General features: G+C 46.6%; 15 protein-coding genes. 10 read left to right on the forward strand and 5 right to left on the reverse strand.

The window, feature by feature from the left end:
- Positions 1 to 99: 99 nt before the first annotated feature.
- Positions 100 to 690: a DJ-1/PfpI family protein gene (locus D0A37_RS25865; protein WP_242718790.1), complete on the reverse strand. Its 591-nt coding sequence runs from the start codon at positions 688 to 690 to the stop codon at positions 100 to 102.
- 77 nt (positions 691 to 767) lie between these two features.
- Here D0A37_RS25865 and D0A37_RS25870 point away from each other — a divergent pair, with 77 nt between their 5' ends.
- Positions 768 to 1,133, forward strand: a complete 366-nt coding sequence (locus tag D0A37_RS25870) for a hypothetical protein (protein ID WP_242718792.1) — start codon at positions 768 to 770, stop codon at positions 1,131 to 1,133.
- Between the two features lie 272 nt (positions 1,134 to 1,405).
- Here D0A37_RS25870 and D0A37_RS25875 read toward each other — a convergent pair whose 3' ends face one another.
- Positions 1,406 to 1,552, reverse strand: coding sequence for a photosystem I protein PsaX (locus D0A37_RS25875; protein ID WP_242718794.1), 147 nt, complete (start codon positions 1,550 to 1,552; stop codon positions 1,406 to 1,408).
- Between the two features lie 126 nt (positions 1,553 to 1,678).
- Positions 1,679 to 2,635 (reverse strand): lipoyl synthase, encoded by a 957-nt coding sequence (gene lipA, locus D0A37_RS25880; RefSeq protein WP_242718796.1) that lies wholly within the window; start codon positions 2,633 to 2,635, stop codon positions 1,679 to 1,681.
- A 198-nt stretch (positions 2,636 to 2,833) separates the two neighbouring features.
- Here lipA and D0A37_RS25885 point away from each other — a divergent pair, with 198 nt between their 5' ends.
- Entirely contained in the window at positions 2,834 to 3,385 is a 552-nt protein-coding gene (locus tag D0A37_RS25885; RefSeq protein WP_242718798.1) for a response regulator, read from the forward strand.
- Positions 3,386 to 3,671: 286 nt separating this feature from the next.
- Positions 3,672 to 4,763: a bifunctional heptose 7-phosphate kinase/heptose 1-phosphate adenyltransferase gene (locus D0A37_RS25890; RefSeq protein WP_242718800.1), complete on the forward strand. Its 1,092-nt coding sequence runs from the start codon at positions 3,672 to 3,674 to the stop codon at positions 4,761 to 4,763.
- Positions 4,764 to 4,930: 167 nt separating this feature from the next.
- On the opposite strand, the gene D0A37_RS25895 is transcribed toward D0A37_RS25890, so the two are convergent.
- Positions 4,931 to 6,688, reverse strand: coding sequence for a CapA family protein (locus D0A37_RS25895; protein WP_242718802.1), 1,758 nt, complete (start codon positions 6,686 to 6,688; stop codon positions 4,931 to 4,933).
- Positions 6,689 to 7,703: 1,015 nt separating this feature from the next.
- Here D0A37_RS25895 and D0A37_RS25900 point away from each other — a divergent pair.
- From D0A37_RS25900 to D0A37_RS25920, 5 genes are all read left to right on the forward strand, one after another.
- Positions 7,704 to 8,897 carry a HEAT repeat domain-containing protein gene (locus tag D0A37_RS25900; RefSeq protein ID WP_242718804.1) on the forward strand — a complete coding sequence of 398 codons (1,194 nt, stop codon included), beginning with the start codon at positions 7,704 to 7,706 and terminating at the stop codon, positions 8,895 to 8,897.
- Positions 8,898 to 9,004: 107 nt separating this feature from the next.
- Complete coding sequence (locus D0A37_RS25905) at positions 9,005 to 10,090, forward strand: glycosyltransferase family 4 protein (protein ID WP_242718806.1); 1,086 nt, start codon at positions 9,005 to 9,007, stop codon at positions 10,088 to 10,090.
- 135 nt (positions 10,091 to 10,225) lie between these two features.
- On the forward strand, positions 10,226 to 10,987 hold the full coding sequence (gene map / locus D0A37_RS25910) for a type I methionyl aminopeptidase (protein WP_006635181.1): 762 nt from the start codon (positions 10,226 to 10,228) through the stop codon (positions 10,985 to 10,987).
- 312 nt (positions 10,988 to 11,299) lie between these two features.
- Positions 11,300 to 12,229, forward strand: coding sequence for a S66 peptidase family protein (locus D0A37_RS25915; protein WP_242718808.1), 930 nt, complete (start codon positions 11,300 to 11,302; stop codon positions 12,227 to 12,229).
- Between the two features lie 165 nt (positions 12,230 to 12,394).
- Positions 12,395 to 13,177, forward strand: coding sequence for a hypothetical protein (locus D0A37_RS25920; RefSeq protein WP_242718810.1), 783 nt, complete (start codon positions 12,395 to 12,397; stop codon positions 13,175 to 13,177).
- A gap of 76 nt (positions 13,178 to 13,253) precedes the next feature.
- Here the strand turns inward: D0A37_RS25920 and D0A37_RS29220 are convergent, their stop codons facing one another.
- Complete coding sequence (locus tag D0A37_RS29220) at positions 13,254 to 13,388, reverse strand: hypothetical protein (protein ID WP_278187116.1); 135 nt, start codon at positions 13,386 to 13,388, stop codon at positions 13,254 to 13,256.
- 29 nt (positions 13,389 to 13,417) lie between these two features.
- Between D0A37_RS29220 and hemE the strand changes: the two genes are divergently transcribed.
- The gene (hemE, locus tag D0A37_RS25925) at positions 13,418 to 14,482 is read left to right on the forward strand and encodes a uroporphyrinogen decarboxylase (protein ID WP_242718812.1); all 1,065 of its coding nucleotides are present in this window, start codon (positions 13,418 to 13,420) and stop codon (positions 14,480 to 14,482) included.
- A gap of 285 nt (positions 14,483 to 14,767) precedes the next feature.
- Entirely contained in the window at positions 14,768 to 15,733 is a 966-nt protein-coding gene (locus D0A37_RS25930; protein WP_242718814.1) for an NAD-dependent epimerase/dehydratase family protein, read from the forward strand.
- Positions 15,734 to 16,023: the final 290 nt, after the last annotated feature.

Raw genomic sequence — 16,023 nt, forward strand, 5'->3', positions numbered from 1 at the left:
GGGGCGGGTTTACGAAATTGTTTTTTTTAGGCAATTATGGTTGGTAAAACCCGCCCATACGCGCAAATTATACCATTAACCAGGCCCAATGCCCAATTACTAATTCCCCATTTGATATTCCATGTGTTCTGCTGTTTGTTCAGCTTGTGCTGTACCCAAAAGTTTGCCAACAACGTGCAAAGACATATCAATTCCCGCAGCAATTCCCCCAGAAGTGATGATTTTGCCGTTATCTACAAATCGCTGATTTTCGATAATAGTTGTGTTGGGAGCTAATTCTTTCAATAAATCTAATACTTGATGGTGTGTAGTTGCTTCCAAACCTTCCAACAAGCCAGCTTTGGCCAAAAGCAGCGATCCCGTACAGACAGAAAGCACTAATTCTGCTGTTCGCGCACAATCTTTTATCCAGTTAATAACTGCTGAATTATCGATTAACTTTCTCGTACCTTGTCCTCCCGGTACAATTAAAATATCCGGTGGCGGACAATCGGAAATGGTGCAGTCGGGATTTACACTCAAACCATTGCGGGCGTTGACAGCACCAGGATGCTCGGCTACGGTAGAGACTGCAAAAGGTCGATGGCCCTTACTTAATTCTGATGCCACCGAAAACACTTCAAAAGGGCCTGCAAAGTCCAGTACCTCGACATCATCGAACATTAAAATAACTACGTTCCTAGTTGCCATAAGACATACTTCTGATAGAGGCAAAAATATCGGCGATTTGTTATCCTAGAACTGGTATAATTTAAATTATTAAAGCTATGCCGAAAAAATTTCGCCATCGCGCTCTGAAACTCTGTGTTTTGTGTCTGGCTTGTGCCTTAGCAATTGCTGTTGCGCCAATTTTTACACCCGCTCAATCCACAACTCAATTAGAATTTCGCATTATTCAATTAGAACGTCAAATTTCTGAACTCCGAGGACAAATCTACAGTTTGCAGAATCAAGGTTCTAGAGTTAACCGGCCTCAGTCTTCTGCCCCTTCAGGTTCTGATCGCAAAAATCCTAGAACGCTGTCGGGAGACCCGATGTTTGACAATTTAGCAACTTTGGCAATTGAAACTAAGCAAGATGTTATTAAAATTCAAGAGCGGTTGTCAAAGCTAGAAGCGTCGAGAAATCGCTAGAGAAGTCATTAGTTAGAAGAAAGAGGGAAGAAGGAAGACACGAGACGGATTTTGACACGGATACAGGGATTAATTATTGAACCCAAGTCGGGAGTCAGGAGTCAGGAGTCAGACGGAAGAGGGAAGAGGGTAGAAGTCAGTAGTCATTAGTTAGAAGAATAAAGTCATATTCTCCCCAGCTCCCAACTCCCAACTCTCCCCCTCTCCCCCTCTCCCATCCTCCGACGTTGAGGTCAAGAACAGCAGGGTCTGCTAAAAGTTAACTTGCAGAACTATTCAATGATATGGAAATAAAAGCCTGCAACCACAAAATTGATTGCTAACAGCAACAGAAACCAGCCTGCGCGAAATGTGTAAGGGAATTTGCCCGTTTTCATCACGGACTCGGATTTTAATTGGTTCTTCGCTATCTCTGGCATAGGTAAAGCTCCTAATTCATAATGTCACTCTATTCACAAATAGCAGAGAGCGTCGCACTTATGCACAATCCTCTAGAGTTATTTTTTGTAACAAGGAGTTTATACCGAGTTGAATTCAGATTAATTTCAATCGCTCTCTCCGGCGTGGTAGGAACTGCGGACGAGAGGCCCCGATCGCACGCGCTCAAACCCCATCTCCCGCGCGATCGACCCGAAACGGTCAAATTCGCTCGGCGTCCAGTATTTACGCACTGGGAGGTGATCTAGAGATGGTCTCATGTATTGACCGAGGGTGAGCCGATCGCACTTGGCATCTCGCAAATCTGTCATCGCTTCGACTATCTCGGCTTCGGTTTCCCCGTGTCCCAACATCAAACCGGATTTGGTGGGAATAGTTGGGTCATATTGCTTAACAATACGCAGAACGTCGATCGAGCGATCGTACTTGGCCCCCCTCCGCACCGGCCCTTGCAAGCGACGCACCGTCTCAATATTGTGGTTGTAACAAGCCGGTTTAGCCTCCACCACCGTGCGAATCCGATCTCGCTGCAACTCATCGAGGCCGAAATTCTCCGCCTCTGAATTCCTCCCGATTCCCCCCCAAAAATCCGGCGTCAGTACCTCCACTTCAGTATCCGGGTTTAAGAGGCGGATTTGGGTGATCGTCCTTGCAAACCAACCCGCACCTCCATCCGGCAAATCATCCCTCGCCACCGAAGTCAGCACCGCATAGCGCAAACCCAACAACTGCACAGACTCGGCCACCTTTTGCGGTTCCTCCGGGTCTAGGGGCATCGGAGAATGACCTTTATCTACTTGACAAAAAGCACAAGCGCGGGTGCAAGTCGGCCCCATCAACAAAAAAGTCGCCGTTTTTTGCGCGTAGCACTCGCCCCGGTTGGGACATCTGCCCTCCTCGCAAATCGTGTGAATTTGCCGCTGTTTAATAATTTTTTGCACTTGCGAAAGTTCGCTAGCTTTGCCAACGGGTCTACGCAACCACTCCGGCATCGCCTCGATTTCACCCCGCATTTGGGCGGCAATTACTTTGACAGTAGGAGTTTGAGGAGTTGGGAGCGACATAAAATTAAGTGGCGATCAAGTTAATTCCTTCGATCGTATCCGAAATCAAAGCCCCTGAACTTGTAGGAGTATCACCCGAAATTAGAATCGCGCCCAAGTGCAACAAAACTAAACTCGCCCAGAATTATGGGTAGAATTCTGTTAGGGATATACTGAAGGTTGCAAATCATCACTCATTCATTACTGAAGGAGTCAGTCGTGGCTGGTCAAAAAATCTTGGTAATCGATGACAGTAAAGTCATCCGCGTCCGAGTCCGAGAGATGTTGCCTCAGGGTAACTTTGAAGTTCTAGAAGCAAAAGACGGCGAAGAGGGACTCAAACTGATCCGTCAAGCCCGCCCAAATCTAATTATGTTAGATTTCCTACTGCCCAAAGTCAGCGGTTGGGAAGTGTATCAAAAAGTGCAAGCCCATCCTGAGCTTTCTAAGATACCTTTGGTGATCATGTCGGGCCGCGAAGAAGAGGTGATGGAAAAAATTCCGAAACCCTTTGAGAAGCATTTTTTTGCATTCATCGCCAAACCGTTTGAGAAGAAGCAGCTAACCGAGGCAATCAAATCGGCGATGGTACTGGCCAAAAAGAAACCAGTGCCGGAAGCCCCAGCAGCAGCCGCTGCACCCAGCTCTGGAGCGGGCGCCGCCGAAATTCAGGCGATGACTGCGAAAATGGCGAAAATGCAAGCGGAAATTGATGCACTCAAAAAACAAATGAGTCAGGTGATTACGATCATCAAGCAGAAATTGAAATAATTCTGCTGTTTTTTGAAGGCACTTATGTAGAAGGAAACTTCCACACCGTGCAACTTTCAGTTGAGTCTCAATGGCGGCGATTTTATCCGCATTTTTTTGCCCAATTGTTTGAGCGAATGCGATCGCCAATAGCCTGAAACTGGTTTCTCAAAATCCCAGTGAGAAAATCAATTAAAAGTTAAAAATAAAACAAGGGAGGAAATTAATTATTAATTTATATTAGGATTTTTAATTCCCGCTCGTTCCACACTCAATTATCAACTCCACAGTCTCATTTTTTGGGTTAATGACTAACGACTATTCCGATTTTTTGCCTCAACTGCGTGCCTCAACAGAGCAATTATTGAAAAGATTAGACTGCTTCGATCAAGCGCAGGTATTAGCGATCGGAGATTTGACCTTGGACGAGTTTCTTACCGGACAAGTAGAGCGAATTTCCCGCGAAGCACCTGTGTTGATTTTGCGCTACGAAAATACTCAGCAAGTACCCGGAGGTGGCGCAAATGCTGTCTATAATTTGGCCAAACTGGGAGGCAAAGTAAAAGTTGCTGGTTTGGTGGGAAAAGACGACCAGGGAAAGGCTTTGTGCGGTATTTTTGAGGCGGCGGGAATTGATACGGGTGGGATTTTGATCGATTTGCAGCGTCCAACTGTCACCAAAACTCGAATTTCCGGGCACGCGCGGCAGTCGGTGACTCAGCAAATTGTCAGAGTCGATCGCAAATCGGACGAGTTGCCGGATTTAGATTTGCAGTTGCAACTGTCAGACTACATCCGGCAGCAAATACCGACAGTAGATGCAGTGGTTTGTTCCGACTACGGCGACGGAGTTTTGACGAATTTGGCGATCGAATCGGCAGTGGTTCCCGGCAAAACAATTGTAGACGCTCAAACCAATTTGCAGCGATATTCCGGAGCAATGTTATTTACTCCGAACTTGCCCGAAGCCGAGCAAGCCGTCGGATATGCTATCAAAAACCCTCAAACTTTAATGCAAGCAGGACGCGATTTATTGAACTTAACTCAAGCTCAAAAAATCCTGATTACTCGCGGCGAAGAAGGGATGACTTTGTTTGAAAGAGCGAACGGCGAAGAAATCAAAAATTCACCACCTCCAACATCCATTTGTGAAAAGGGGGAATTTGCCATTCAAAGTTGGGACATTCCCCCTTTTAACAAGACTGATGTATTCGACGTAACCGGTGCTGGAGATACAGTTGTAGCAGCAATGACTTTAGCTTTGTGCGTCGGTGCATCTGGTTGGGAAGCGGCAGTTTTGGGCAATTTGGCGGCTAGTATTGTTGTGCGTCAATTCGGTACGGCAACGACGACAGCAGACGAAATGAAAGAAGCTTTGAAAACGATGATTGATCACTAATCAGTTGTAATGGGTGATTGATTATTACTTGTTCCCAGGCTCTGCCTGGTAACGCAGATCCGGAGGCTCAGCCTCCAATTTTCCCGATCGCTTTTCGAGGCCGAGGCTCTGGATATAGGTTCCCAGGCAGAGCCGGGGAACCAGTTAAAATTCCCAATTCCCAATAACTACTTACTCTTTTTCAAAATTTGTCCCTTGTCATCAATTGTCAAACCGCTATTGGGAAAATCGCTCTTTGTCAAACGGTCAATCAACCCCACAGTCCTAAAATTGTTATCAACAGCCGGAACACCTCGGCCGTCAAGTTGGACGGGGATAATCTTACCAGAAACAAAATCCCCTTGCGGAGTCATTTTCACATCCAAAATTAGAGATTGACCGAGTGCTCCTGCCGTGGACAAAGTGCGATAACCCAAAAAATTGCCCAGGGAATAAGCAATCAATTTCCCTTTATAAAGTTCCATCGCTCGGGGAACGTGCGGGCCATGTCCCAAAATCAAATCTGCTCCCGCATCAATCATCGTCCGCGAAAACAAAACCATATTTCCCCGGTTTTCTCCGTAAAAGAACTCAGTTTTATTTCTCACATTCAGAGCTCCCGTTCCTTCAGCTCCAGCATGAACTGATATCACTACAATATCAGCCTTTTCCTTAGCTTTTTTGACAACTTCTGATCCTGCTTTCAGTTCCAGCAAAGAATTGTGAACGTCGCCATAGTTGCTGAAACCGATAAATGCAAAATTCACACCCTTGACATTTTTATAAACAATTTGATCTCTTTTACCAACAGCCTTCATGCCATTGCTGTCGATGTTTTTAATCGTGTCATTAAATCCTTGCTCGTTAAAATCGTAAGAGTGATTGTTGGCAATACTCAAAATATCAAAACCAACATCTTTGAAGATTTTGGCGTAACTCGGAGGCGTCCGAAATGCAAACAGCATTCGTCCGCCACCTGCTTTGGAACTGTAGGGATAATCGGTCATCGTGCTTTCAAAATTGCCAAACAGAATATCAGCTCCTTTGAGGTACGGTTTTACGGCCGCCAATAAAAGCTCTTTTTTTGCCGGCAGTTTGTTGTAGGGATAATTTGTGCCGGGGATCATGTCACCAACTGCTTTGATGCTGACAGTTGCGGGCACAATGGCAGGTTTTTTGGCAGCCGGGGAGGGCGATTTTGGATCTGCTGGAAGGGGTTTGGTTGCGGCTGCTGGTGCTGGTGTCGAGATCACTTCTTGTACCGCAGGCTTTGACGTGAGAGGGTTATTAGTAGCGGTGGTTGAGGATTTGTAAAGTTGAGAAGCCAGAACAAAGCCGGATATCGGTACGAGAATTAGACTCAGAGCACCTACTGACAGCCCAGATTTTTTTGTTTTAGTGCCTACTAATTTTGCCTGGGGTGATGGCTTTTGCTGCCGTTGGTTTGTGGGTTTTGGAGTTGGGATTTTAGGGGGTTGGGGCGGAGATTTTTCTGGTGTTTGAGTGGGCGCAGTTGTGACATTTTGAGGTTTTTCTAGCTTGGGCAAAGTCACAGGAATGGGAGAAGCGGCTACACTAGCGGCTACTGCTGCACTCGCAGCTACTGCGGCATTCACGGCAACTAACGGACTCACGGTTTCGGAAGTCAAGCGTTTTTTTAATTCTACGGTCTGAGTCCAAGCGGGCAATTGTTGGCCGTCGCGCCGCCCGTAAACTGTCACTGAGTAAAGGTTATTTGGTTGCAGCCGCTGCAACCCTTTGACTGCGACTCGGAGACAGGCTTCTTCTGCGGGTAAATGTTCTGCTTCCAGCAGCAGGTGCAGGGTGTCATTTTCGCGGCTGGCTTTGGCCGTGACGCCGAAGCTTTGGAGTGCTTGGCTGATCAGAAAGGCGATCGCCCTGGCATCGCCTTCTTTTGCTAAATTTAAAATATCTTGTTGGCTCACAAACGCCTCTACTCTCACACTAGAAATTTAGCTCGATCTTATATCAAATTTGGCGACACAAGATTAAATAGCCAGAGATTTAACTTAAGTAAGTAGGTACAAATAAACAGAACGTGGGGAGAGGGCGCGTGCGTGAAAGGGTATACTCGCTCTCACTATAGCTTCTAACTAAATCCGACCCTTCTTTTAGAAGATAGTATGATTTTTGGCGTTTGCTTGCTGAATACAATATTGCCTAACGGTTATCTTAGTCGATCGTCTAAACAGTTCTCTAGGAATCCTTGCAGGAGTAGTAAATTTTTTATCCCACCCCAACCCTCCCCGAACCCGATCTGAGTCCATAAGAAATTCACAAATGATGCGAGGATTGCTATATCCGGCATAATTGCCCCCTTCAAATTAACATCGGTCAAATCAGCACTCTCTTTCTTACAGCATTTGTGGTAAATAAAAGGGATTTGTGAGCGTCGAGAGTGCATCCTGGAATGTACTGAAAATATGCGGTTTAGCAGCGAAGAATTAACGAAAAAACCTAGTTTCTCGTTACCAGTGCCAATGCCCCTGTCCCACTGTCGCCCAAATTCACACAAAAACGATCGACCTGCAGGCTCGGAAGCTTGTTAAACTTTTGGTCATGCCACGCTATTCGTGAGAAATCGACGGCGAGCCACAATCGTCTGCTAGCGCCCCCGCAGTGCTGCGCTGCAGGGCCTGCACTGCACACTGCACGTAGGTGAGATTAGCTGCAATCAACTTTCTGGATGCGGCTAAAGTCGCAGCCGCCGATGTAGTTGTTCGTTTTAAACTAATTAAACTAATTATTTAAAGGAGTTGCACGTCAATGACACAATTGTGCTTATGATATCTGGCTCGGTGCCCTCTCAAACCAGGGTTTTTCGTTAGTCTGGTGCTATTAGTGAGTTAGTTAAGCCCATAGCAGCTAGGATCGAGCTAACTCAAGGTTAAACTAAAGCTCGTCATGCGGCGTTGCCTCTCAAAACCCGGATTGAGTCTTATGGCGCATTACCGCTCCTCTGTATGTTTGTTAACCTGCATTGCCTGTCTGGGCGCTGCGTTCAGTCCAAGTGCGGACGGAAAGCACCAGGCTCTCAATGCTTCCTACCGGGCTGTTTCCCCAGAAATTGCTCAGGCGAACTCTCCCCCAGACGATCGCCAGGATTCCAAGCCTCCAAAACCGTCTCCAGCGCCCGATAAAAACAAATCTCAGCCGTCCAAAACGTCCAAATCTAATTCTAAGATCCCGAGATCGGTATCCAATTTGATCGTCATTTTGTCTGGTCAGCGGGGGCTCTTAATGTTGGGTTTGGCAGCAGTTGTCGTCACGGCAGCGGCAGTATTTATCATGCTCAAATTAGTTAGCAGTGACGAGGCAAATCATTCTAAGCGAAGACGGGGAAGATTTGATCGCCACAACCCAAGAAACTCTCAATTTACTAATCCCGATTCTCCTACAAACTCGCACGGAAATACACAGCAAGAGAATTCTTCTGGGCTATCAAAACCGCTGTCAGCCTTGCCCTACCCTTTGGATTTGCCAAAAGACAACAGTCTCGACAGCAGCGATCGATCTTTTCTCCGGGAATCCGGGGAATCAGAATCCGACGATGCAGCATTCGAGGGCGATGGAATTAATTCCGACACCTCACCCTTGGAAAGTCACAGCAATGGGTACAGCAACACAGGTTTCAACATTCCCGAAACAACTAATCAAGGCGATTCCCTAGCGAGTCGCAAGAAAGATATTGCCCTTTCCGAAACGGATGGTAGACCTAAAGTTGATATTATTGAAGCACTGATTGAAGATTTGCAGCACCTAAATCCGGCAAAAAGAGGCAAAGCAATTTGGGAACTAGGCCAACGGGGAGATTCCAGAGCAGTTGAGCCGTTGCTCGATTTGCTACCAAATTCCGACTCGAAGCAGTACAGTTTAGTTTTGGCAAGTCTCTCGGAAATTGGCATTCGCACGCTCAAACCCATGAATAATGCGTGGTCAATTTCGGTGCAAAATGAAAATCCCGAAGTGCGTAAAAATGCAATTCGCGACTTGACGCGGGTTTACGAATTGGTGAATCAAATCAGTTACTTGTTGCACCGTGCGACGGACGATCCCGATCCAGAAGTTCAGGAAACTGCTCGCTGGGCAATCAATCAGTTGAATCGCATCCGTCCGCGTTCTGGGATGGATTAATAAATGGAGCTATTTTCAACTTATTTGAAAATAGAGATTTGAGATGGGAGAATTTATAATTTAGATTATGGTAAAATTAGTGAAGGGTGACTAATGATTAAGGACTAATGACTAATAACACTTTAAAACTATTGTTTCTCTCAACTTCGGTCGGTCAACTAGGTTCGGGGTTGGGTGGCGGTGTCGAACTTACAGTCCTTAACATTGCTAAAGAATTGCAGAGTCGCGGTCATAAAATAGCAGTTGTAGCGCCGATAGGTTCAGTCTTAGAATCAATTCCAGTAATCGAAATAACGGGTGATTTGCAAGTAACCGCCCAAACACAAGATTACAATGATCCTATTGTGATGCCCGCAGATTCTGTGCTGGCGAATATGTGGGAATATGCTCGCCAAGTTCAGGATGAATGGGATGTCATTGTTAATTTTGCCTACGATTGGCTGCCGTTTTATTTGACACCATTTTTTAGGACTCCGATCGCACATTTGATCAGCATGGGCTCCCTTTCTGCTGCCCTCGATCGCATCGCCGGACAAACCGCCCTCCAGTTTCCTGGTACGATCGGAGTTCACACCGCTTCTCAAGCCAAAACCTTCGCCTTTGCCGATGAATGTCAGTTGTTGGGAAATGGCATAGATTTATCCCTGTACGAATTTTGCAACCAACCGCAGTCTCAATTAGCTTGGTTAGGCCGCATCGCCCCGGAGAAAGGCTTAGAAGATGCAGTAGCAGCAGCGAAAATTACAGGCATTCCCCTGAAAATTATGGGCAAAATGCAAGATGAGGATTATTGGCAAAAAATTTGTGCAGATTACCCGGATGCTCCGGTAGAATATTTAGGGTTTCTGACAACAACCCAAATGCAAGAGCAAGTCCGTCAGTGCCGAGCATTGTTGATGACGCCACGTTGGGTGGAAGCTTTCGGAAATGTCGCGATCGAGGCTTTAGCGTGCGGTGTGCCTGTGATTGCTTACGAGCGCGGGGGGCCGGCGGAAATTGTTAAAGACGGACTGACGGGCTTTTTAGTGGAGCCTGATAGCGTAAATGGCTTGGTAGGTGCGATCGCCCGCTTAGACCAAATTGACCGCAGCGCTTGCAGGCGACAAGCAGAGGTAGAATATTCTTTAGCAGCTTTGGGCGATCGTTGTGAACACTGGTTCAAATCTATCACTGCTAGTAGGGTGAGTCAGTAATAATACTGGCACATTTTTAGAAAGATTCGCTGACTGATGCACCTTACAAGTTTATTGAACAGCAATTCAAATCTATTCTAAAATTGAGTTAAATAAACTCTTAATCGACCACAAAAAAAGCAAACTGAAAAAACTATGGCAACCGAACGTTTAGTGCTTTTATCCAGTAGAGAAATCGAAAAAATGCGCCAAGCAGGTCGTTTAGCGGCCGAACTTCTGCTACATCTAGAACCGATGGTAAAACCCGGTGTTAGCACTCTGGAAATTAACGACGAAGCCGAACGCTGGACTTTGGCACACGGAGCAAAAAGCGCTCCGCTAGGCTATAAAGGATTTCCAAAATCTCTGTGTGCCAGCGTCAATGAAGTAGTCTGTCACGGCATCCCCAATGCGAAACAAATTCTTAAAGAAGGTGACATTATTAATATTGATGTAACGCCTTTAGTTGATGGTTATCATGGCGATACTTCCAAAACTTTTTTTGTGGGCCAACCTTCACCGGTAGCGAAAAAGTTAGTTGAAGTAACCGAGGAATGTTTAAGAAGAGGAATTGCGGAAGTCAAACCGGGTGCTCGTACCGGCGACATCGGTGCAGCGATTCAAGAATATGCTGAAGCACAAGGTTTTTCGGTAGTGCGAAATTTTGCGGGGCACGGGATTCACCGAGTCTTTCACACTGAACCGGAAATTTTGCATTACGGCAAGCGGGGCACAGGAAAAAAGCTCAGACAAGGCATGGTTTTTACGATCGAGCCGATGATTAATGAGGGTACTTGGGAAGTGGAAATTCTCGCCGATGGTTGGACTTCTATCACCAAGGATGGAAAGCTTTCGGCTCAATTCGAGCACACGCTAGCTGTGACTGATTCTGGGGTGGAAATTCTGACTTTACCGTAGTAATGATTAACAAACAATCTGAAAAACTCACTCCTAAATCAATAATCAACCATATCCCGTAGGGGCGGGTTTCACAGACAATATCTAACGATTATCAACAATCTAGATAAACCCGCCCCGCCACAACCGATAACCCAAATCAACCTGAAATTTCCATCGAATCCGAAAATGTAGGTTTGTATTTATGGGTGGGTGGGGGCGGGTTTTCGAGATTGTCTGTTTCAGTCAGAAATTGTCTGTAAAACCCGCCCCTACCGAATTACGATCGATTCACCAAACACGATATAACTAATAACTAATAACTAATAACTAATGACTGACATAAAATTTCTGCAACCAGGAGATTTGCTCAAAGTAATTGCCCCTAGTGGCACTTTGCGAGAATCAACCAACTTTGAAAAGGGTGTAGAAATTTGGAAATCCCGCGGCTATCGAATTGAATTAAGCTCGGGTTTTGACGATCGCTGGGGCTATTTGGCCGGTTCCGACGAAAACCGCGTCCGACAGCTCGCAGATGCCCTCAATGACCCAGATTGTCGCGGTATTCTCTGTGTTCGAGGCGGTTTCGGCAGCACTCGACTTTTGGAAAAAGGAAATGTGGGAAAGGCGGAAAATTCCCAATTTCCAACTCCCGATTCCCATCCGCCGAAATGGTTAATCGGCTTTTCAGATATTACTGCTTTGCTGTGGAATCAGGCTAAATTGGGTGTTTGGGGTGTTCACGGGCCGATGCTGACAACTTTGGCTGCGGAACCGGATTGGTCTGTCGATCGACTTTTTGACTGCATAGAAGGTCGTCCCTTACAATCTTTGCAAGGTAAAGGATGGGGCAGCGGAAAAGCCACCGGGCGGCTGTTTCCGGCGAATCTGACGGTTGCTTCTCATTTGCTCGGAACCCCGTATCAACCGGATTTGACCGGGGTTATTCTCGCATTTGAGGATGTTTCCGAGGCTCCTTACAGGGTCGATCGAATGTTGACTTTGTGGCGGATGGCGGGGGCTTTCGCTGGGGTGCGGGGCATTGCTTTGGGGCGCTTCAGTCGTTGCGAGATTGAGCCGAGTATTCCCAGTTTTAGCATGGAAGAGGTTTTGCGCGATCGGCTGGGGGACTTGAATATTCCCATTGTCTCGGATTTGCCCTTCGGCCACGAGGGGGTTAACGCTGCTTTACCCATGGGAATTAGCGCTAGTCTCGACGCTGAATCGGGATTGCTGATTTGTGGCGATAAATCGCAACTTTAGATTAGGGATCAACGTCTATAAATTTAACATGAGATTTTGCACCCGCTAAATAGCGGGGTTGGGTGAGGTTGACACGCTTGGCAGAAATTACATTTAAAATGGATTGTGTATGCAAATGTCGGCGCCAAGAAAGCAAAAAGATTTTAAATTTTTCCAGAGGTTGAGATGAAAGCACACAAGTTGTTAAACAGTATTGCTGCCGCAGTCCTAGTTACGGGATTGGCACTTACGGGGATTTCCTCAAGTGCGGTTGGCGAACAGATAGGGAATAACGATCGCATAGATGGAGTAATTCGCCGCACTTCGCCGATTTACCGTTTCCGGAATATGTGGGTTCCGGGATCTCCCACGGAAGAATTGCGCGGCCAAGAATACACATTCAGCGCAAGGGAAGGCGACAACATTGAAGTATTTTTAGACACAGATAGAAGTCGCGGTTTTACTCCCGTCCTGGTGCTATTTTACGGGAACAACAAACAAGTCGCTTTTACGCAAGAGCGTTCTTTTAATTATCAAATTCCCCGTACTGGCGATTACAAGCTTTTAGTGTTAGCAAAAGATGCGGCTAGAGGCGGAAATTATACACTGGAAGTTTCGGGAATTGATGGGGACAACAGACGAGCTCGCAATTCGCGGGACGATTGGTACACGAGGCGAGATAGCGATCTAGATGACGGTCAATATGACAGAGCACAGATTCTAGAAGATGATTTTGGCTTGCGGTCTGTTGATTGTCGCGAGAGACGTTCTATGGTCAGAGTCAGGTTTGATGAGGGAAATCAAGACTCGACTTACTGCGCTGTACCGAATAGAGCTTTTCCGGCGGGAGATTATTACTACAATTCGCGGACTAGAAATTTAGACTCCGCGAGGCGGAATGATAGTAGATTCGATGCGGGCCGAGATCAATGTCGCGTATCCGTGGGCGGAGTCTGTGTGACGAGGTAAGTAGGTCAAACTGTAGGGCGGAATCAGAAACCCGGTTTCTTCGGAGAAACCGGGTTTCTGACCCTATACACAGGATTTATACCAGTCCTTTATATACGAGTCGATCTCTGGCTATCGCCTCACTTTCTTTGGCAATGACAAAATACACATTTGTACACACAACGATTTTGTCAAAAAGGACGATCGCACAGTGGTAAGCTACCAAAGGCATTGAAATATCTAAGGTAGAGAAAAGTTAAAATGTCGGCATTAAATGAAGTTCCCTTGTTGTTGCGGGCAGCCCGCGGCGAAACCCTAGACCGCCCGCCCGTGTGGATGATGCGCCAAGCCGGTCGCTACATGAAGGCTTATCGAGATTTGCGAGAAAAGTATCCCTCGTTTCGCGAACGTTCCGAAATTCCCGAAGTGGCGATCGAAGTTTCCCTTCAGCCGTGGCGCGCGTTTCAACCCGACGGCGTAATTCTGTTTTCCGATATTGTCACACCCATGCCCGGTTTGGGTATTGACATGGACATCGCCGAAGGCAAAGGCCCGATTATCCACGCACCCATCCGCACTCAGCAGCAAATCGACAACCTGCAACCGCTGAACCCGGAAGAAAGCTTGCCGTTTATCAAAACAATCCTGAAATCCCTGCGCGAGGAAGTCGGCAACAAATCCACCGTGCTCGGATTTGTAGGTGCGCCGTGGACGCTGGCGGCCTATGCGGTTGAGGGCAAAGGTTCTAAGGATTATGCGATTATCAAAAACATGGCATTTTCCGATCCTACTTTACTGCATCAGTTGCTGTCGAAATTCGCAGATGCGATCGCCGTTTACGTGCGCTATCAAATCGACTGCGGCGCGCAAGTCGTGCAAATGTTCGACTCCTGGGCCGGCCAACTCTCCCCGCAGGACTACGACACCTTCGCTTTACCTTACCAGAAACAGGTGTTCGAGCAAGTCAAAAAGACCCATCCCGACACCCCGCTAATTCTGTTAGTAAGCGGCAGCGCCGGCATCCTCGAACGTATGGCAACATCCGGCGCGGATATCGTCAGCGTCGATTGGACGGTTGATATGGCCGACGCGCGCAAGCGTTTGGGCCCCAACATGAACGTTCAGGGAAATCTCGATCCGGGTGTGTTGTTTGGTTCTCAACCGTTTATTCGCGATCGAATTCTTGATACAATTCGCAAAGCCGGTCATCGCGGACACATCCTCAATTTGGGACACGGCGTTTTACCGGGAACTCCCGAAGATAACGTGCGTTTCTTCTTTGAAACCGCAAAGCAAGCCGACAAATTGCTTGCAGTTGCTGCTTAATTTGATTGCGAATTGGTTTTAACTGGTTCCCAGGCTCTGCCTGGTGAACCCATATCCAGAGGCTCTGCCTCGCGTAAAATGGAGGCAGAGCCTCCGGATCTGCGTTACCAGGTCAGAGCCTGGTAACGAGTAACAATTTAATTTTTGTGGAACAGGCATCTTGCCTGTTCTTGAGAATGCTGCAAGATGTAAGTTTAATTGCATCTGATATTTGTAGGGACACCGCAATGCCGTCTCCCTACAGTCGAAAAAGTGTCAAATCCTTCCCTCTTCCCCTGCGGCAAAATGAACTCCAAAAAAATTTTTGTGACGGGTGCAAGTGGCTGTATCGGTCACTACATGGCCGAAACTTTGATTCAAGAAACAAACCACGAACTTTACTTATTAGTTCGCAACCCAGAAAAATTAAAATTTGACTGGAAAGCCCGCCCCGGCATCCATATAATACAAGGCGATATGCGGGATATCGATCAACACGCCGAACTTCTGCAAACAATTAATGTCGCAATTGTAGCTGCCACTGCTTGGGGAGGAACTCAAGAAGTGTTTGACGTTAACGTCACCAAAACTCTCCGGCTAATTCAACTACTTTCGCCACAGACCTGCCAGCAAGTAATTTATTTTTCAACAGCTAGTATTCTCGGTAGAGACAACAATTTGCTGAAAGAAGCCGGGGAACTGGGGACAGATTATATTAGCTCAAAATACAACTGCATGGTGCATTTGTCAGCGTTGAAAAATTTGCCTCCAATTACGGCACTTTACCCAACATTAGTATTGGGAGGAGACGCAGAAAAACCAGTTTCTCACTTGTCATCTGGCCTGCCACTTGTCGCCAAATGGATTGGTTTGATTCGCTGGTTTAAGGCAGATGGCAGTTTTCACTTCATCCACGGCGCAGATATTGCTAAAGTAGTTAATTATTTAGTTGAACATCCGCCGGCTTCCGAGGAACCGCGACATTTTGTGCTAGGAAATCCGGCGATTACAGCTAATGAAGTGGTAGAACAAGCTTGCGAGTATTTGAATAAAAAGATATTTTTTCGGATTACTCTGTCACCTTGGCTAGCCAATTTCTTTATTTGGCTGTTCCGAATTCAGGTGGCTGCTTGGGATAGATTTTGCATCAGCTACCGCCATTTTACCTATCAAAATCTTGTGAATCCCGAAAGCATAGGAATGCCAAGTTACTGTGGCACAGTTGCCGATATGTTAAGAACTAGCGGGATTCCCGGCAAGGATTCAAATTAGGGGAGAAGGAAGAGGGAAGAAGGAAGAGGGAAGAAGGAAGAGGGAAGAAGGAAGAGGGAAGAAGGAATGTGCACCAAACGAGTAATGTAGGGTGATGCGTGCACACCAAAGGACTAATTTACTGTTTCAAATTCTTTTTTGTCTTAGTTCCATGCTTTTTAAATGCGATTATCGTCAATTAACGGTCAAATACGATAAGATATCAGCATTTGCAAACTTTAACAGGGAACTGCCAGCTAAAAATTGCGCTCATATTTGTTTGTCTTAGGGGGTGTGACCCATCGCCAGAT

The sequence above is a fragment of the Microcoleus vaginatus HSN003 genome (assembly GCF_022701255.1).
Lineage (GTDB): Bacteria > Cyanobacteriota > Cyanobacteriia > Cyanobacteriales > Microcoleaceae > Microcoleus > Microcoleus vaginatus_B.